The organism is Nonomuraea sp. MG754425, from assembly GCF_021699195.1.
Classification (GTDB): domain Bacteria; phylum Actinomycetota; class Actinomycetes; order Streptosporangiales; family Streptosporangiaceae; genus Nonomuraea.
On sequence record NZ_SSXE01000266.1, the window covers coordinates 1 to 18760 of the forward strand.

Below are 18760 nucleotides of genomic sequence, written 5' to 3' on the forward strand. Positions count from 1 at the left end.
GGGTGGTGAGGTGCTGGCCGGCGAGCCAGTCGCGGGCCTGGTCCGAGAGTTCGGCCAGCACCTCGGACAGGCGGGCCGCGCCGGTGCCGTCCAGGGTGCGGCGCAGGCTGCGGGCGAAGTCGCGGCGCAGGTCGGCGCCGGCCGCGCCCAGGGCGCAGAACGTCGCCGCCGTCGGCGGGACCACGATGTGCGTGATGCCGACCTCCCCGGCCAGCATGGCGGCGTGGGTCGGACCGGCCCCGCCGAACGGGACGAGCGTGAACCGGCGCGGGTCGAGGCCGCGCTGCGCCATGATCTTCTGCAGCTCGGTCGCCATCCCGGCGGTGGCCACCCGCAACGCGCCCGCCGCCACCTCCTCGGCGTCCCCGCTGTTCGCGGTCCGGCCGGCGTCCGCGCCGCTCGCCTGATCGGCCTCCCCACGGCCGGCCTGATCGGCGTCCGCGCCGCTCGCCCGCACCGTGTCGCCGCCGTTCGCGGCCGGGTCGGCTTCCGTGCCGGAGCCGGCCAGGGTGATCGAGGACAGGGCCTTGGTCGCGGCGGCGGCGTCCAGGCGCATCCGGCCGCCGAGGAACGTCGCCGGGTCGATCAGGCCCGTCACCAGGTAGCAGTCGGTGACGGTCGGACGTTCCCCGCCGCGCCCGTAGGCCACCGGCCCCGGGTCCGCGCCCGCGCTGGCGGGCCCCACCTTGAGCACCCCCTGCCCGTCCGCCCAGACGACCGAGCCGCCGCCCGCGCCGATCGCGTTCACCGCGACCACGGGCAGGATCAGCGGCAGCCCGCCCACCGTCGTGTGGGTGGCCAGTTCGGGCGCGCCGCCGACCGTCACCGCGATGTCGCTGCTGGTGCCGCCCATGTCGAAGGTGACGATGCCGCCGATCTCCGCCTCGCGGGCCAGCCGCGCCGCCGCGGCCACACCGGCCGCCGGGCCCGACAGGACGGTCTCGATCGGCCGTTCGGCGGCCGAGCGCAGGCTCATCGACCCGCCGTTCGAGGCACTGATGAAGATCGGCGCGGCCACGCCCAGCTCCCGGACGCGTCGTTCCAGCCGGGTGAAGTAGGCGTCCATGAGCGGCTGGATGTAGGCGTTGAGGCAGGCCACGAGGGCCCGCTCGTACTCGCGGACCTCCGGCCAGACCGTCGCCGAGGCCGTCACCGGCAGGCCGGGCAGCCGCTCGCGCAGGCTCGCCGCCACGCCCTCCTCGAAGGCCGGATCGGTGTAGCCGTGCAGGACCACGACGGCGGCGGCGTCCGCGCCGACCGCCCGCAGCCGCGCGGCCACCCGGTCGAGGTCGGCGGGGCCGGGCACGCGCACGGGCTCGCCGCCGGGGCCGAGCCGGGCGGGGATCTCGACGATGCGGTTGCGCGGGACGAGCGGCTCCTCCTTGCCCGCGTACAGGTCGAAGGAGGACGGCATGCGGCTGCGGCCGATCTCCAGCAGGTCGCGGTAGCCCTCGGTGACGACGAGCGCGATGCGTGCGCCGCGGCGCTGGATGATCGCGTTCAGGCCGATGGTGGTGCCGTGGGTGAGGCCCGCGACCTGCTCGGGCCGCAGGCCGGCCCGCTCCAGGATGGCGGCCAGCCCGTCGGCGACCGCCAGCGAGGGGTCGGCGGGCGTGCTCGGCTCCTTGTGGTGCACGACCAGGCCGCGGTCCGGCACGGCGGCGACGAGGTCCGTGAACGTCCCTCCGACGTCGATGCCGATCCTCGCCGTCACCGGGCCTCCTGACTCACTCACAATGCCTCCGAGATACGGGCGAAGCGGTCGGCCACCACCATCACGACCACGCTGGCGGCCATGAGCAGGGTGGAGACCGCGGCCATGGACGGGTCGAGCTGGTACTGCACGGCCGAGAAGACCCGCAGCGGCACGGTCGTGGTGTTGGCCCCCGCGACCAGCGCCGTCACGGCCACCTCGCCCAGCGACGTGACCCCGGCCAGGATCGCGCCGGCCAGGATGCCGGGCCGCAGCAGCGGCAGCGTCACGGTGCGGAACACCCGGAACCGGCCGGCCCCCAGGCTGGTGGCCGCCCGTTCGAGCACCGGGTCGAGCTGGGCGGCGCTCACCATGACCGCGCGCACCACGAACGGCAGCGCCACCAGCGAGTGCGCCAGCCACAGGCCGGGCAGCGAGTTGATCAGGCCGACGCCGTGGAAGTAGTACAGCAGCCCGAGCGCGATGATGATCTCCGGGACCATCAGCGGCGACAGCGCCAGCCCGGTCAGCAGCCGGCGGCCGGGGAAGGAGCCCTGCGCCAGGCCGTAGGCGGCCAGTGTCCCGATGACCACGGTCGTCGGGACGACCAGGAGCACCAGCAGCCCGCTGAGCCGGAACGAGACCTGCCAGTCGGGCGAGCCGAGCACCTCGGCGTACCAGCGCAGGGAGAAGCCCGACGGCGGGAACGCCATCGACCCCGTCGGGCTGAAGGAGCTGACGACCAGCACCACGAGCGGCGCGATCAGGAACAGGAAGACGGCCGCCGCCAGGGCCACGCCGGCCAGGCGCACCGCCCGGTCGTAAGCACGCTCACCCATGCAGCCGCCTCTCCCAGATCCGGAACACGCCCGCCAGCAGCGCCGTGGACACGACGGTCAGGGCGAGCAGCGCGAAGCTCAGCGCCGCGGCGACCGGGTAGTCGAACACCGTCGAGACCTGGTCGTAGACGCGGATGCCGGTGAGCGGCTGCGTCACCCCGCCGACCAGCAGCGGCGTGATGTAGATGCCCATCGCCAGCGCGAACACGATCAGCGCGCCGGTCACCACGCCGGGCAGGCTCAGCGGGACCGTGACCCGCAGGAACGTCCTGACCGGTCCGGCGCCGAGGGTCTGCGAGGCGCGGTGCAGGTTGCGGTCCAGGCCGCCGAGCGCCGTCGTCAGCGGGATGATCGCGAACGGCAGCAGCACGTGCGTGACGGCGATCACGACCGCCGGGTAGCTGGTGAGCAACTGGGCCGGCTGGTCCCGCAGCCCCGTCGCGACCAGCGCCCTGTTGACCACGCCGGTGCCCGACAGCAGGACGACCCAGCCGTAGGTGCGCACCACCACGCTGGTCAGCAGCGGCGAGATCACGATGACGAACAGCAGCGTCCGCAGCACCCCGGCCCGCCGCCGGGCCAGCGCGTACGCGGCCGGGTAGGCCAGCAGCACGCACAGGACGGCGACCAGCAGCGCGGTGCCGGCGGTCCGCAGCAGCGAGCCGTAGAAGTACGGCTCGGTGAAGACCCGCGCGTACTGGGACAAAGTCCAGCCGGGCAGGGCCGCGTTGTAGGGGCCGACCGGGCTGAAGCTCAGCCGCAGCAGCCGGACGAGCGGCACCAGGAACAGGGCCACCAGGAAGACGGCCAGCGGCAGGACGTACCACCAGCCCCGCCTGACGGCGCCCGTCCCGGGAACGGCGGACGTCATCGCGCCTCCGTCGCCGGCCGCGACGCCCCGCCCCGCTCCAGGACGATCACGTCGGCCGGGTCCCAGCTCGCCACCACGGGCGTGCCCGCGCCGGGCGGGTCGGATGCGCCCGCGCCGGTGTCGGCGATCCGGACGCTGAGCGTACGGCCGTCGGCCAGGCGCACCTCGGCATGCCAGGCATCGCCGGCGAAGGACCGATACCCCACGGTCCCCGCCACCCCCGCGCCGGTCTCCGGGCCTGCGGCTGTGCCCGGGGCTGTCAGGCGGACCCGCTCGGGGCGGATCGCGACGACCGCGCGCTCGCCCTCGGGCAGGCCGGGCAGGGCGTTGACGACCAGGCCGCCGAGGTCGAGCCCGCCCGTCCCGGTGGCCGTGCCCTCCAGGACGTTCGCCGCGCCGATGAACTGCGCCACGAACCGCGTCGCCGGCCGCCGGTACACCTCGTCCGGCGTCCCGAGCTGCTCGATCCGGCCGCCGTTCAGCACGGCGATCCGGTCGGACAGCGCCAGCGCCTCCTCCTGGTCGTGGGTGACGAACACCATCGTCGTCCCCACCCGCCGCTGGATGGCGCGCAGCTCGACCCGCATCTCGCGCCGCAGCTTGGCGTCCAGGTTGGACAGCGGCTCGTCGAGCAGCAGCACGGCGGGGCGGATGGCCAGGGCGCGGGCCAGCGCCACGCGCTGCTGCTGCCCGCCGGAGAGCTGTTTGGGCCGCCGCTCGGCGTACCCCTCCAGGCCGACCAGGCGCAGCGCCTCGCCGACCCGCTCCGCCTGCTCGGCCTTGCCCAGCCGCCGCACGCGCAGCCCGTACGCCACGTTGGCGGCCACCGTCATGTGCGGGAACAGCGCGTAGTTCTGGAACACCATGCCGAGCCCGCGCCGGTACGGCGGCCGGCCGGTGACGTCCTCGCCGTCGATCACGATGCGTCCGGCGGCCGGCCGGACGAAGCCGGCGATCGAGTTGAGCAGCGTCGTCTTGCCGCAGCCGCTGGGGCCGAGGATGGACAGGAACTCGCCCTTGCGGATGGACAGCCGGTCGAGGTCGAGCACCCGCGCGCCCTCGTACCCGGCGGCCAGGCCCTCGATCTCGACGTGCCCGGCCGCCCGCTCGTCCGGCTCGTCCGGCTCGTTCAGCCGAAGATCTGGTTCCATCGCTGCTGCCATTCGTTGAGCTTGGGGGTGGCGACCGAGTAGTCGACCCACGTGAACTTCTCGAAGACCTCGGGCCCGTGCTCGACCTTCTGCTCGAAGGGCTCGCTGTAGTCGATGGAGTCGTTGCCGGCCGCGTACCAGGTGCCCTCGGCGAACGGCTTCTGGTTCTGCGCCGCCGTCAGGTGGTCGAGGAACTTGGTGGCCAGGTCCGCGTTCTTCGTGCCACTGGCGACGAAGTACGAGGTCAGCGCTCCCACCGGGCCCGACTCGGGGTAGGTGAACCCGATCGGGGAGCCGGCCTCGGCCAGGGCGAAGGCGCGGCCGTCCCAGAAGGGCATGATCCAGGCGTCGCCGTTCTCGATGACGGTGGCGGCGCTGCCGGCGTTGGCCGGGAAGGCCGACACGCAGCCCTTGAGCGTCTCCAGCCTGGTGAACGCCCGGTCCACGGCGGCGGGGTCCGACAGCTTGCCGCCCTCGCTGGTGACCAGGGCGGAGAAGAACTCCAGGCCGGGGTTGTAGGTCAGCGGGGGCAGGGCGACGTGGCCGCAGTACTTCTTGTCGAAGATGTCCGACCAGTCTTTCGGGGCGGTCTTGACGTGGTCGGTGCGGTAGAGCAGGCCGGTGGAGCCGGTGGTCAGCGGCACGCCGTACTGCTTGCCCTGGTAGGCCGACTTGCCGCTGAGCACGGGGTCGAGTTCCTTCCAGTGCGTCAGCGCGGTCGTGTCGATGGGCTGGAGCAGCCCGGCCGAGGCGGCGGGCAGCGAGGCGTCGGGGGTGAAGGCGATGACGTCGAAGGGCGGGTTCTCGCCTCCGGCGGCGCGCAGCTTGGTCAGCCATTCGGCGTTGGCGCCGTAGACGAGGTTGACCTTGGCGCCCGTCTCGCGCTCGAACGGTTCGACGAACGACTTCTTGAACAGCTCGCCCCACGCGCCCGCGAACGCGGTCACCGTGATCTGCCGCTGCTCGCCCTGCCCGCCGCCCGAGTCGCCGCCCGTGCCCGCCGAGCCGCCTGTGTCCACGCCGCCGCACGCCGCGAGGGCCAGCGTCAGTGCCGCGCCCGCGCCCGCCAGGCGAGTGAGTCCGCCCTTCATCTCTTCCTTCTCTCGGAGAACAGCCGGCCGAGGGCGCGGGGCAGGCACGGCTGAACGACCGCGCTTGCCGCCGGAGCACCGTTCAGCTCGACGACCATGTCATCACCCGGGGCACCCCGCCGCGCTCGGGAGGGTTGCCGTCCAGCAAGCCGGGGCTTCGCACTGGACTCGTGACATAAGCGACTATACCCGTAGGGTTTGTCCAAAATCTACTTTGGGGTCCAGTGTCTGATTTATCCCTCAACGGGCTGATGTCGGATTTGCTTCCCGAGGTTGTCAGGCGGAGCGGCGGCGCACGAGGCGCGCGGGCACGACCAGCTCCGTGGACGGCTCGCCGATCGCGCCGCCGAGCCGGTCGAGCAGCCGCGCGGCCGTCGCCCGGCCGATCTCGCGGGCCGGGTTGGCCATGGTGGTCAGCCCGGGGGAGACCATGCCGGCCGCGTCGATGTCGTCGAAGCCCATCACGGCCAGGTCCTCCGGCACGCGCAGGCCGCGCCGGGCCGCCACGTCGAGCGCGCCGATCGCCATGACGTCGTTCGCGCACAGCACGGCGTCGGGCGGCTCCGGCAGCTCCAGCAGCCGCGCCACCCCCTGCGCGCCGCCCGCGCGGCTGAACTCGGTGTACGTCACGAGCGCCCGGTCCGCCGGCACCCCGGCCGCGGCGAGGGCCGCCCGGTAACCGGCGACGCGCTCGGCCGCCGGGCCCTCGGCCGCCGGCCCGCACACGAACGCGATCCGCCGCCGGCCGCAGCCGAGCAGGTGGCGGGTGGCCTCGGCCGCGCCGCCCTCGTCGTCACTGTGCACCAGGTCGACGCCCGGCTGGACCAGCCGGCCGCCGAGCCGCACCACCGGGATGCCCGCCTCGATGACCGGCAGCAGGTCCTCGGCGTGGGTGTGGAAGACGGCGAAGGCCAGCCCGTCCACCTGGCGGGCGATCATCTGCTCGATCGCGGTCCGCTCGGCCCGCCGCCCGCCGTCGGTGTTGCTGATGATCTGGTCGTAGCCGGCCGGGCCCAGCACGTCCTGGAGGCCGCGGGCCAGCGCCGGGTAGAAGGGGTTGGTGATGTCGGGGATGATCAGCCCGATGGTCTGGCTGCGGCTGGTGCGCAGGCTCCTGGCCAGGACGTTGGGCCGGTAACCCAGCTCCTCGATGACCCGCAGCACGCGGCGGCGCGTCTCCTCGGCCACGGGGCGGCGGCCGTTGAGCGTGTGCGACACGGTCGTGGCGCTCACCCCCGCCAGGTCGGCGACCCTCCTGATGCCGGGCCGCCGGATGCCGGGCGGCGCGCTCGGCGGAGCGTGCCACCCGGACGGCGGGTCCTGGAGCAGGCCCTCGAACGCGCCCCCGAGAACCGCGTACGCCTCCTCCAGCGTGCGCTCGCCACGCGCGACGGCCTCGGCGGGCGGCACCCGGCCGGCCGCCGCCAGCACGATCGACTCCCACACCTGCCGCAGCGGCCCGAGCGCCGCCGCGGCCAGGATCCGCGGACGCAAGTCCGCCTCCCCGCCCAGAACCCCCGCCGGGCCCCGCGACGCCGCCAGCGCCTCGGCCAGGACGCGCTCGCGGGCCGCGAACAACTCCCGGCCGTAGGCGCGCAGGGCCTCGCTGTCGCGGTAGACCCGGCCGAACAGGGCCAGGTCGCCGGCCGGTTCGGCGCGCAGCAACCGGCTCAGCGCGAGTGTCGTCCCGCCGCCCGGACGGCGGCGCACCACCTCGGCGGGGTCGCCCGCCAGCAGCGGTTCGTGCTCGTAGAAGAGCTGCTCCTTGGCGGGGAAGTAGTTGAAGACGGTCTTGGCCGACACCTCCGCCGCCTCGGCCACCTCGTTGACGGTCACCGCGTCGAACCCCCGCAGCGCGAACAGGCGCAGGGCGGCGTCGGCGATGACGCGCCTGGTCTCGGCCTTCTTGTGCGCGCGCGTGGCCGTGGGCTGCCGGGAGGGCATGCCGAGATGTTACGACGCGGCGGCCCCGCGTCCGCGCCGGGGGAGGAGGGGCCCGCTCGCCTGGCGGTTGGGAGGGCACCCCACTGCGGCGCATCCGTGGTCGGCGGCATGGAGTCACCGCAACTCTCCGTCGGTGCCAGGCGAGCGTGAGTCTGGATTAAATGCCGCGACCTCCGCGCCGCGCAAGTGGTGGAGCGTTCCATCCCAAAAATTGCGGGAACTGATAGATATTTTTCGTAGGTTCGTCGATTCTCACCGTTCAGTCACTGAAGTCACGGGCTTCTTGACAGCAGTATTTCGGCGCGGTAAGCACACATAGAGTGCCGTAACATCCCGAAAATTCCGGAAAACCTCTGCCAAATCGTCAAGCGCAACCTGGAGCAGCACCCTCCAGCCTTCACAGCAAAGCGCGGTCGGCGCGCGCCTTGCCTGACGTCCCCCCGGTCAGGAAAGGAAGCCCATGTCTGTGTGGTCAAGGCTGCTCGTCGCGGCGTCGCTGGTGTGCACCGGCGCGGCGGCGGTCGACATCCCACCCGGCGACTACCAACACGTCCAGCTCGCCCTCGGTCCGTCCGAGCTGGGCGAGCCCATGTCGCTCGCGGTCCTGCCCGACCGGTCGGTGCTGCACACCGCCCGCGACGGCACGGTCCGCCTCACCGACGCCTCCGGCGCGACCAAGGTGGCCGGCAAGCTCGACGTCTACACCCACGACGAGGAGGGGTTACAGGGCGTCGCCGCCGATCCCGGCTTCGCCGCCAACCGCTTCGTCTACCTCTACTACTCGCCCAAGCTGAGCACCCCGGGCGGCGACGCCCCCGTCACCGGCCCCGCGGCCGACTTCGCGCCCTGGAAGGGCCACCTCAACCTGTCGCGCTTCACCCTCACCGCCGCCGGCACCCTCGACCTGTCCAGCGAGAAGGTCGTGCTGGAGGTGCCCAACGACCGCGGCCAGTGCTGCCACGTGGGCGGCGACATCGACTTCGACGCCGCGGGCAACCTGTACCTGACCACCGGCGACGACACCAACCCGTTCGAGTCCGGCGGCTACTCCCCGATCGACGAGCGCACCGACCGCAACCCGCAGTTCGACGCGCAGCGCTCCTCCGGCAACACCAACGACCTGCGCGGCAAGCTGCTGCGCATCAAGCCGCAACCGGACGGCGGCTACACCGTCCCGGCCGGCAACCTCTTCCCGCCCGGCACGGCGGGCACCCGGCCCGAGATCTACGCCATGGGCTTCCGCAACCCCTTCCGCATGTCGGTCGACCGGCAGACGGGCACCGTCTACCTGGGCGACTACGGCCCCGACGCGGGCACGGCAGACGCCGGCCGCGGCCCCGGCGGACAGGTGGAGTTCGACCGCATCACCGCCCCCGGCAACTACGGCTGGCCGTACTGCACCGGCGGCAACACCGCCGCCGAGACCTACACCGAGTACACCTTCCCCAGCGGCCCCTCCGGCGCGAAGTACGACTGCGCGGGCGGCCCGGCCAACAACTCCTTCCGCAACACCGGCCTCGCCCGGCTGCCCGCCGCCAAGCCGAGCTGGATCAAGTACGGCGACGCCGGCTCGCCCCCCGAGTTCGGCGGCGGCTCGGAGTCGCCCATGGGCGGCGACGTCTACCGCTACGACGCCGGCTCCTCCTCGACGGTCAAGTTCCCGCAGTCGCTCGACGGCCGCTACTTCGCCATGGAGTTCGGCCGCCAGTGGATCAAGACGATCGAGGTGGGCGGCGACGGCGCGCCCGGCGCGATCGAGGACTTCCCGTGGGACGGCACGCAGATCATCGACTCGGAGTTCGGCCCCGACGGCGCGCTCTACGTGCTCGACTACGGCACCGGCGGCGGCAACCAGGCGCTCTACCGGATCGAGTACCTCGGCGGCGCCAACCGCAACCCCGTCGCCAAGGCCGCCGCCGACAAGACCTCCGGCAAGGCCCCGCTGACCGTGGCCTTCTCCTCGGCCGGCAGTTCCGACCCCGAGGGCGGCGCGCTCACCCACGCGTGGGACTTCGGCGACGGCGCCACCTCCACGCAGCCGAACCCGACCCACACCTACCAGGCCGAGGGCACCTTCCGCCCGACGCTGACCGTACGCGACCCGCAGGGCCTGACCGGGACCGCCAGCCTGGTGATCACGGTCGGCAACACCGCGCCCACCGTGACGCTCACCACCCCGATCGACGGACGGCTCTTCTCCTACGGGCAGGCCGTGCCGTTCAAGGTCACCGTCACCGACCCCGAGGACGGCACCGTGGACTGCGCCGGCGTCAAGGTGACGTACCTGGTGGGCCACGACAGCCACACCCACGCCATCACCTCGAAGAACGGCTGCGAGGGGTCGATCACCGTCCCGCCCGACGGGGAGCACGACGCCGCGGCCAACCTCTACGGCGTCTTCGACGCCGAGTACACCGACAAGGGCGGGCTGACCGGCCACAGCGTGCGCGTCCTGCAACCGGCGCACCGCCAGGCCGAGCACTTCGGCGCGCAGCAGGGCGTCCAGGTCGCCGCGCACGGCGGGGCGGAGGGCGGCGCGACCGTCGGCTTCACCGACAACGGCGACTGGATCTCCTTCAAGCCGTACGTGCTCGCGGGAGCCACCGGGGTGAGCGCCCGCGTCTCCTCCGGCGGCCCCGGCGGCACCATCGAGGTACGGGCCGGCTCCGCCACCGGCACCCTGCTGGGCACGCTCACGGTGCCCTCCACCGGCGGCTGGGACACCTTCACCGACGTCTCCGCCGGCCTCACCGGCGCCCCCGCCGGCACGACCGAGCTGTTCCTCGTCTTCAAGGGCGTCACCGGGCAGGGCAACCTGCTGGACCTGGACGCCTTCACCTTCGTCACCGGGACCGCCCAGAGCACCACCGTCGAGGGCGAGTCGTACACCTCGGGTTCGGGGGTGGAGGTGGCGTCGCACGGTCCGGCGAGTGGCGGCAAGACGCTGGGTTACGTGGACAACGGTGACTGGGCGGGTTATGCCGGTGTGGACACCGCCGGTGCGAGGTCGTTCGCGGCGCGGGTCTCCTCCGGTGGTGTATGCTCAACACATTCCTCAGCCTTGTGCTCACGGCGGCCGGTCTGACCGCCGCCGTCCCCGCGGATCCGGCCTACGACGTGCTGGTGTTCTCCAAGACCGCCGGCTTCCGTCACGACTCGATCCCCGCCGGCGTCCAGGCCGTCCGCGACCTCGGCGCGGCCAACGGCTTCACCGTGACCGCCACCGAGGACGCCGGCGCCTTCACCGCCGCGAACCTGGCCGGCTACGAGGCCGTCGTCTTCCTCAGCACCACCGGCGACGTCCTCGACGACACCCAGCAGGCCGCCTTCCAGGCGTACGTGGACGGAGGCGGCGGCTACGTGGGCGTGCACGCCGCCGCCGACACCGAGTACGGCTGGCCGTACTACGAGAAGCTGGCCGGGGCCTACTTCAAGAGCCACCCCGCCATCCAGCAGGCCACCGTCCGCGCCGAGGACCGCGCCCACCCCGCGACCGCGCACCTCGGCCCCACCTGGACGCGCACCGACGAGTGGTACAACTACCGCACCAACCCGCGTCCGTCCGTGCGCGTGCTGCAGAGCCTCGACGAAGGCAGCTACAGCGGCGGCGACATGGGCGACCACCCCATCACCTGGTGCCACGCCCAGAGCCAGGGGCGCTCCTTCTACACCGGGCTCGGCCACACCGCCGAGTCCTACGCCGACCCGGCCTTCCGCGGCGTGCTCCTGGGCGGCATCAGGTACGCGGCCGGGGTCGCCCAGGCCGACTGCCGCCCGGAGACCGGCTACACCCCGCTCTACAACGGCTCCACCAGCGGCTGGTCGCAGGCGGGGCCCGGCGGCTTCACCAACGCCGACGCCACCCTGACCTCCCAGGGCGGGATGGGCCTGCTCTGGTACAACGCCCAGGAACTCGGCTCGTACTCGCTGAAACTGGACTGGAAGCTGACCGGCGACAGCAACTCGGGCGTCTTCGTCGGCTTCCCCGCCTCCGCCGATCCGCAGTCGGCCGTGGACAACGGCTACGAGGTGCAGATCGACGCCTCCGACAGCCCCGACCGCACGACCGGGTCCGTCTACGGCTTCAAGGCCGCCGACCAGGCGGCCCGCGACGCCGCGCTCAACCCGCCCGGCGCGTGGAACACCTACGAACTGCTCGTGGAGGGCGAGCGGCTGCGCGTCTACCTGAACGGCAGGCAGATCAACGACTTCACCAACACCGACCCCCGGCGCTCGCTGCGGCAGGGCCACGTCGGCATCCAGAACCACGGCGCCTCCGACCAGGTCGCCTTCCGCGACATCCGGGTCAAGGAACTGGGCGGCGGCGGCAGCGTCACCGTCGAGGGCGAGTCCTACACCTCGGGTTCGGGGGTGGAGGTGGCGTCGCACGGTCCGGCGAGTGGCGGTAGGACGCTGGGTTACGTGGACAACGGTGACTGGGCGGGTTATGCCGGTGTGGACACCGCCGGTGCGAGGTCGTTCGCGGCGCGGGTCTCCTCCGGTGGTGTGCGGGCAACCTCTTCGACATCGACACCATCACCCTCGGCAAGGAGAGCACCGGCGCGGCGCCGTCCGACAAGGTGCACGTCTTCTACTACCCCTGGTACGGCTCACCGCAGGTCAACGGCGACTGGCGGCACTGGCAGCAGGGCGGCCACACGCCTCCCGGCGACATCGGCGCCGACCTGTACCCGGCGCTCGGCCCGTACGACTCGGGCGACTTCGCCGGCACCGTGGCCCAGCACATGAAGTGGATCAGGCAGGCGGCGGCCGGGGTGCTCGTGCTGAGCTGGTGGGGACGCGGCGGCTACGAGGACCGCCTGGCCCCCGGCATCCTGGACGCGGCGGCGAAGGAGGGCCTCAAGGTCGCCTGGCACCTGGAGCCCTACTCGGGCCGCACGGCCGCCTCCACCGTGGACGACATCCGCTACATCAACCAGACCTACGGCTCGCACGCCGCCTTCAGCGACGCCTTCTACGTCTTCGAGAGCCTGCGCATCACCGACTGGACGGCCCTCGACGCGGTCAACCAGGACAACGTGATCCTGGCCCAGACCACCGACACCACGAAGATCGCCCACTTCAACGGCATGTACACCTACGACGGCATCGCCGGGGCCACCGCGCCCGGCTGGAAGCAGGCCGGCGACTACGCCAGGGCGAACGGGCTCGTCTGGGCGCCGTCGGTCGCCCCCGGCTACATCGACGACCGCGCCGTGCCCGGCAACACCACCCCGACCGTCGCCCGCGACAACGGGGCCGCCTACGACCGGCAGTGGAACAACGCCCTCGACCCCGCCATCGGCGGCTCGCCGACCTGGGTCTCCGTGACGTCGTTCAACGAGTGGCACGAGGGCAGCGTGATCGAGCCCGCGGCGCCGCGGGCCGGCTACCAGAGCTTCGAGGGCGCCTACGGGCGCACCGGGGCCTCCGCCCAGACCGCCTACCTGGACCGCACGGCGTACTGGGCCGGCCGGTTCGCGGGTACCGGCTGATCTCGCAGGCGTGCGCCCGGAGCGGTCACCGGCTCCGGGCGACGACCGGCGCGGCAACTCCCGCAGCCCGCTCGGCCCCGGCGCCTCTATCGCCGTCGCCCGGCAGGCCGACGACGCGATCGCCGTCCTCGACCACCACGGCCTGGAACGCGCGTACGTCTTCGGCAACAGCGGGGGAGCCGTCATCGCCCTGGAGACGGTGGCCCGCCACCCCGGCCGCCTGCTCGGAGCGGTCGTGCACGAGCCGCCGCTGGTCCAGCTCCTGCCGCCGGACGCGCCGGAGCGGCGGGAGATCGAGCACATCGGCCGCCTGGCCCGGGACGGCCACGTCATGCGGGCCTACGCCGCCTTCGGCGCGATGACGCTGCCCGACCCGCCGCGGCTGTTCCGGTCACCGGCCGGCCAGGCCGCGATCGCCGCCGCCACCCACGTCGTCCTCGCCGCCGAGGCGCTGACCAGGCGGATCACCCGCCGCGAGCCGGACACGATGACCCGCCAGCTCCGCAACGCCGGCCTGACGCTGCGTCGCGAGCTGCCCGAGCTCTGCTCCGTCTACCGGCCCGACCTCGACGCGCTGGCCGCCGGCCCGGCCCCGTGGTGCCTGGCCACCGGCCGCGACAGCGTGGGCAAGCCGTACCACACGCCCGCGCTCCTGCTGTCGGAGCGGCTGGACGTGCCCCGCGCGGAGTTCCCCGGCGGGCACGTCGCGTTCATGCGGCAGCCGGCGGAGTTCGCCGCGACCCTCGCGAAGACCCTGAAAGCCTTCCCAGCATGACCCCCGACCACGCCGACCACGCCGACCACGCCGACCACCCCGACCGCGCCGACTACGCCGACCGTGCCGACCCGCCGGTTGGGCCGCCGGGTGGGGTGCCGGTGCCGCCCATGCGGCCCACGCTCACCCGCGAGTACCTCGCCGCCGCCGCGCTCGCCCTCGTCGACGCGCACGGCCTGCGCAAGTTCTCCATGCGCAAGCTGGGCACGGCGGTCGGTTTCGACCCGATGGCCGTCTACCGCCACTACGCCGACCAGGAGGACCTCTTCGACGGCGTCGCCGAGGCGCTGTTCGCCGAGCTCGACGTCGCCACCCTGCCCTGGGACGGCCCCTGGCAGCGGCTGGCCCGCGACTACTGCCTGCGGCTGCGCGACACGCTGCTGCGCCACCCGCACGCGGTGCCGCTGTTCGCGACCCGGCCGGTGCGCTCGCCCGCCTCCATCGACACCGGTGTGCGGATGCTCGCCAAGCTCCGCGACGCCGGCCTGCCCCCGGCCGACGGGCTGCGCGCCTTCCGCTGCCTGCGCGAGTTCACCGTCGGGCACGCGCTCGCCGTCACCGTGGCCGATCTCGGTGGCGCGGAGCGCAGCCGCAAGCCCGAGCCGGACGATGCCGCCTACAACCTGCTCGCCGAGGCCGCCGACGCCACCACGTCCGGCGACCACTTCGAGGCCGGGCTCGCCGCGCTGCTGCACGGCTTCGAACGGCTCGCCGCTTCGCCGTGACGCCCGGCGCGGTCGCGTGGCGTCACGGCGAGGCGGGCCCGAGACGGGGACGCGACGAGGGCACGACACGCCGCGCGGCGGGCGAAGTGATGGGTTACTGTCGTTTTGATGACGCGCGGTCAGTCACGTCCGTCCGAGGCCGATTCCTCTCGGGAGATGACATGAGCGATTCAGTGACGGTGCCCCTGCACATGCGGCGCGACGGGTTCGATCCCGTCCCCGAGCTGTCGGCGCTGCGCGACGGCGAGGGCATCCGCCGGATACCCACCCCGTTCGGCGTCGACGCGTGGGTCGTCAGCCGCTACGCCGACGTCCGCGAGGTGCTCGGGGACGCCACCCGCTTCAGCAACGGCCAGAACATGGTGTTCCGGGCCGCCGGCCGGCCGCAGTACACCGAGGAGGAGCTGCGGCGGCTGCGCGCGGGCAACCTGCTCGCCTTCGACCCGCCCGAGCACACCCGGCTGCGCCGCATCCTGACGCCGGAGTTCACCATGCGCCGGATGCGCCGCCTGGAGCCGCGCATCCACGAGATCGTCCGGCAGCACCTCGACGCGATGGAGCGGGACGGCTCGCCCGCCGACCTCGTCTCCGCCTTCGCGCTGCCGATCCCGTCCCTGGTCATCTGCGAGCTGCTGGGCGTGCCGTACGCCGACCGCGACGCGTTCCAGCGGCGTACCGGCAAGGTGCTGGACATCTCGCTGCCGGCCGACGAGCGGCAGGCGGCCGGCCTGGAACAGCGCGCCTACATGGGGGAACTGGTCGCCCGCGCCCAGGCCGAGCCGGGCGAGGACATGCTCGGCATGCTGGTGCGCGAGCACGGCGACGACCTGTCCGCCGAGGAGCTGGCCGGCGTCGGCAGCCTGCTGCTGCTGGCCGGCCACGAGACCACCTCCAACATGCTCGGCCTCGGCACCCTGGCCCTGCTGCGCCACCCCGACCAGCTCGACCTGCTCAGGAAGGAGCCCGAGCGGATCGGCGCCACCGTGGAGGAGCTGCTGCGCTGGCTCAGCATCGTGCACTCCGGCACGGGCAAGATCGTCACCACCGACGTCGAGCTGTCCGGCATCCGCATCCCGGCCGGTGAGCTGGTGGTGTGCGCGCTGCCCGCCGCCAACCGCGACCCGGCTTTCATCGCCGACCCCGACCGCCTCGACATCACCCGCGGCGACCTCGGCCACGTCGCCTTCGGTCACGGCGTGCACCACTGCCTGGGCGCGCCGCTGGCCAGGATGGAGATGCGCATCGCCTTCCCGGCGCTGTTCGAGCGCTTCCCGGGGCTGCGCGAGAGCGGCTCCGCGCCCGAGTTCCGTTCCTTCAACGTGGTGTACGGCCTGTCCGCCTTCGAGGTCGCCTGGTAGATCTCGGCGCCGTACCTGCTGCTAGCGTTCACCGTGTGCACGAGCAGCGACCGCGAGCCGACGCGCTGCGCAACGCCGACAAGATCGTCCGGGCCGCGATCGCGATCCTGCGCGAGCGCGGCCCCGAGGTCTCCCTCGAAGAGGTCGCCCGGCAGGCCGGCATCGGGAGCGCCACCGTCTACCGGCGCTTCGGCGACCGCGACGGCGTGATCAGGGCGGCCTTCCAGACGTACTTCGCCGAGGAGGTCGAGCCGCTGGTGCTGGCCGCCCGCGACGCCGCCGACCCGGGCGAGGCGCTGGCCGAGGCGCTGGCGGCGGCGGTGGCCACGCTGGCCGCCCACCACGGGCTGCTGAAGGCCGCCCGGCAGTCGGGCGCGTTCACCGTCGACATCGTGGCCCGTTTCATGGGGCCGCTGGGCGCCGTGCTGGCCCGCGCCCAGCGGGCCGGGCAGGTGCGGGCCGACCTGCTCGTCCGCGACCTGGCGGCGATCGTCGTGATGGCGCTGGCCACCGCCCACCCGGGCGACGCCGCCCAGCACGACGCCCGCCGCTACCTGGCCCTGCTGCTGTCGGGCCTGCGGCCGTCGGACGACGACCTCCCCGCGCCCTCCGCGCACCGCCTCCTCGACCCGGAGCCCCCTCGCTGCCCGGGGGCGTAGTCACCGGGCGCTTGCCCGCCACAGCCCGACGGCCGCCCAGACGCCGCCGACCAGCATCAGGACGCCGTGCGCGACCCGCAGCGGGTACGGCCCGAAGAACTGCGGGATGAACAGCGCGAACCCCAGCGCCAGTGCCACGCCGCTCCACTTCGGCAGCGTGCCCGAGCGCCAGACGGCGACGGCCGCCATGACCGCGCCGACGCCGAGCAGCAGCAGCCCGGCGGCGAACATGGTGACCGGGACCGTCCCGAACCGGAACTCGGTGGCCAGTTCCATCAGCGCCGGCGTCCCGTCACGCAGGCTGCGCTGGGCGATCACGTTCAGGCCGAAGTCCTCGGCCCCGTAGTACGGCAGCGTCAGGCCCGCGCCGATCCACGTCACCACCGTGGCCCGCGACGACAACCGGTCACCGAGCACCTGGTGCAGCCCGAGCACGGCCAGGCCGAGCAGGATGAAACCGATCATCGCGGCGGCGTGCCCGGCCACCCACGCGGGGGAGGCCATGGCCGCGGCGTCGTCGCCGGCCGGTCGGACGGCGATGTACAGCAGGAAGAGGAGACCGCCGGTGGCGAAGGCCGCCGAGGTGAGCCTGGGTGTCATCAATGCTCCTTGAAGAGGGCGTTGCTCTATTGCGTGAGCAATGCTCTCCAATCGGCATCTCTATGTCAAGAGCGGTGCTCTCTCTTTGGATCGGTGCTGCGCCAACCGGCGGCTCCGACGGCGCTAGATGCGGCCGGGCACCTCGTTCCCGGCCGCGCGGATGGCCTTGGGCAGGTTCGTCAGCGCCAGCAGCACGAAACCGATCACGAAGAAGACGACCATCGACACCAGCGCGATCCGGTAGCTGTTGGTCTGCTGGAGCGCGATCGTCACCGTCAGCGAGCCGATGAACGCCGAGCCCTTGTCGCTGATCTGCAGCAGGCTGAAGTACTCGGCCTCCCGGCCCTTCGGGATCACCTGCGAGAACAGCGAGCGCGACAGCGCCTGCGTGCCGCCCAGCACGATCGCGATCGCGAACGCCATCAGGTAGAACTGCAGCGCCTGCCCCTCGGCCACGAACATCGCCATCGCCACGATGGCCGTCCACATCACCAGGCTCGCCAGCACCGTGCGCTTGGTGCCGAAGCTCCGCGCCAGCCGGCCCAGCGCCAGCGCCCCGAAGAACGCCACGAACTGCACCATGAGGATGGCCGTGATCTGCACCTCCTGCGACAGCTTGAGCGCCTCGGAGGCGAAGGCCGCGCTGTTGCCGATGACCGTCTGCACGCCGTCGTTGTAGACCAGGTACGCCACCAGGAACAGCAGCGTCAGCGGATAGCGCCGCAGCTCGGACAGGGTGCGGCCGAGCTGGCGGAAGCTGCCCCCGACCGTGCGCAGCGCCGTGGTCTCGTGCGCCGGCCCCGGCCGGTTGCGCAGCCGCAGCAGCGGCACGATCGTGAACGTGGCCCACCACAGGCCCGCCGACATCATGCAGATCCGCACGGCCATGCCCTGGGTCAGGCCCAGGCTCTCGTACTGCAGGTAGAGCACCAGGTTGAGGGCCAGCAGCAGGCCGCCGCCCAGGTAGCCGATGGCCCAGCCGCGCGAGGAGACCCGGTCGCGTTCCTCGGGGGTGGAGATCTGCGGCAGGAACGAGTCGTAGACCACGATGGAGGAGCCGTAGGCCAGGTTCGCCAGGATGAACAGCACCCCGCCCAGCAGGTAGCGGTCGCCCTCGACGAAGAACAGGCCCATCGCGGCCAGCGCCCCGACGTAGGCGAAGCCGCCCAGCATCTCCTTCTTGCGGCCGGTGTGGTCGGCCAGCGCGCCCACGATCGGCAGCAGCACGATCTGCAGGAACACCGCGACCGTGGTGATCAGCCCGAAGTAGGCGGCCGGCCTGATGTCGGCGCCCAGCACGTCCACGTAACCGAGGCCGCGGTTGGCCGCGACGAGCTTGTCGAAGGTGCCCACGCAGGTGTCCGGGGCCACGGACGGGAAGTCCTTGGCGCAGGCCGCGGTCTTGGCGACCGGGATGAGGTACGGGCCGAGGAAGACCGAGATGACGACGGTGTAGAAGGCGGAGTTCGCCCAGTCGTAGAAGTACCAGCCGCGCTGCTCGCGCCGGCGTGCTCCGGGGGAGTCGTCGAGGGCTGCGGGGGGTGCGGGTTGGGGCATGG

General features: G+C 72.9%; 14 protein-coding genes, 1 pseudogene and 1 riboswitch. Of the genes and pseudogenes, 7 read left to right on the plus strand and 8 right to left on the minus strand.

Annotation, left to right across the window (positions count from 1 at the left end; all coding sequences use genetic code 11):
- The 6 genes from FAF44_RS56195 to FAF44_RS48840 all read right to left on the minus strand — a co-directional run.
- Nucleotides 1–1714 (minus strand): hydantoinase/oxoprolinase family protein (locus FAF44_RS56195; RefSeq protein WP_237110305.1); only part of this gene is annotated, 1714 nt, incomplete at its 3' end.
- A 17-nt stretch (nt 1715–1731) separates the two neighbouring features.
- Nucleotides 1732–2532: an ABC transporter permease gene (locus FAF44_RS48820; RefSeq protein WP_237110306.1), complete on the minus strand. Its 801-nt coding sequence runs from the start codon at nt 2530–2532 to the stop codon at nt 1732–1734.
- The gene (locus FAF44_RS48825) at nt 2525–3403 is read right to left on the minus strand and encodes an ABC transporter permease (RefSeq protein ID WP_237110307.1); all 879 of its coding nucleotides are present in this window, start codon (nt 3401–3403) and stop codon (nt 2525–2527) included. Before FAF44_RS48825 ends, FAF44_RS48820 begins: the two co-directional genes overlap by 8 nt.
- Complete coding sequence (locus FAF44_RS48830; RefSeq protein ID WP_237110308.1) at nt 3400–4554, minus strand: ABC transporter ATP-binding protein; 1155 nt, start codon at nt 4552–4554, stop codon at nt 3400–3402. The genes FAF44_RS48825 and FAF44_RS48830 overlap by 4 nt, the downstream gene beginning before the upstream one ends.
- Nucleotides 4533–5645 carry a PotD/PotF family extracellular solute-binding protein gene (locus tag FAF44_RS48835; protein ID WP_237110309.1) on the minus strand — a complete coding sequence of 371 codons (1113 nt, stop codon included), beginning with the start codon at nt 5643–5645 and terminating at the stop codon, nt 4533–4535. The genes FAF44_RS48830 and FAF44_RS48835 overlap by 22 nt, the downstream gene beginning before the upstream one ends.
- A 55-nt stretch (nt 5646–5700) precedes the next feature.
- A riboswitch (SAM riboswitch) is annotated at nt 5701–5821 on the minus strand.
- A gap of 100 nt (nt 5822–5921) precedes the next feature.
- Complete coding sequence (locus FAF44_RS48840) at nt 5922–7589, minus strand: substrate-binding domain-containing protein (RefSeq protein WP_237110310.1); 1668 nt, start codon at nt 7587–7589, stop codon at nt 5922–5924.
- A gap of 460 nt (nt 7590–8049) precedes the next feature.
- Here FAF44_RS48840 and FAF44_RS48845 point away from each other — a divergent pair, with 460 nt between their 5' ends.
- The 7 genes and pseudogenes from FAF44_RS48845 (at nt 8050) to FAF44_RS48875 (ending at nt 16601) form a co-directional block, all read left to right on the plus strand.
- The gene (locus tag FAF44_RS48845; RefSeq protein ID WP_237110311.1) at nt 8050–10674 is read left to right on the plus strand and encodes a carbohydrate-binding protein; all 2625 of its coding nucleotides are present in this window, start codon (nt 8050–8052) and stop codon (nt 10672–10674) included.
- Nucleotides 10629–12086, plus strand: a pseudogene (locus FAF44_RS48850) (ThuA domain-containing protein); the annotation flags it as partial. The gene FAF44_RS48845 and the pseudogene FAF44_RS48850, both read left to right, overlap by 46 nt.
- An 83-nt stretch (nt 12087–12169) precedes the next feature.
- On the plus strand, nt 12170–13084 hold the full coding sequence (locus FAF44_RS48855) for a glycoside hydrolase family 99 protein (RefSeq protein ID WP_237110312.1): 915 nt from the start codon (nt 12170–12172) through the stop codon (nt 13082–13084).
- Nucleotides 13085–13094: 10 nt separating this feature from the next.
- Nucleotides 13095–13859, plus strand: coding sequence for an alpha/beta fold hydrolase (locus tag FAF44_RS48860; protein ID WP_237110313.1), 765 nt, complete (start codon nt 13095–13097; stop codon nt 13857–13859).
- The gene (locus FAF44_RS48865) at nt 13856–14584 is read left to right on the plus strand and encodes a TetR/AcrR family transcriptional regulator (protein ID WP_237110314.1); all 729 of its coding nucleotides are present in this window, start codon (nt 13856–13858) and stop codon (nt 14582–14584) included. The genes FAF44_RS48860 and FAF44_RS48865 overlap by 4 nt, the downstream gene beginning before the upstream one ends.
- A gap of 161 nt (nt 14585–14745) precedes the next feature.
- Nucleotides 14746–15942 (plus strand): cytochrome P450, encoded by a 1197-nt coding sequence (locus FAF44_RS48870; RefSeq protein ID WP_237110315.1) that lies wholly within the window; start codon nt 14746–14748, stop codon nt 15940–15942.
- Between the two features lie 35 nt (nt 15943–15977).
- On the plus strand, nt 15978–16601 hold the full coding sequence (locus FAF44_RS48875; RefSeq protein ID WP_237110316.1) for a TetR/AcrR family transcriptional regulator: 624 nt from the start codon (nt 15978–15980) through the stop codon (nt 16599–16601).
- Here FAF44_RS48875 and FAF44_RS48880 read toward each other — a convergent pair whose 3' ends face one another.
- A complete protein-coding gene (locus FAF44_RS48880) occupies nt 16602–17201 on the minus strand; it encodes a hypothetical protein (protein WP_237110317.1) in 600 nt (199 codons plus the stop codon).
- A gap of 123 nt (nt 17202–17324) precedes the next feature.
- Entirely contained in the window at nt 17325–18758 is a 1434-nt protein-coding gene (locus FAF44_RS48885) for an MFS transporter (protein WP_237110318.1), read from the minus strand.
- Between the last annotated feature and the right edge of the window lie 2 nt (nt 18759–18760).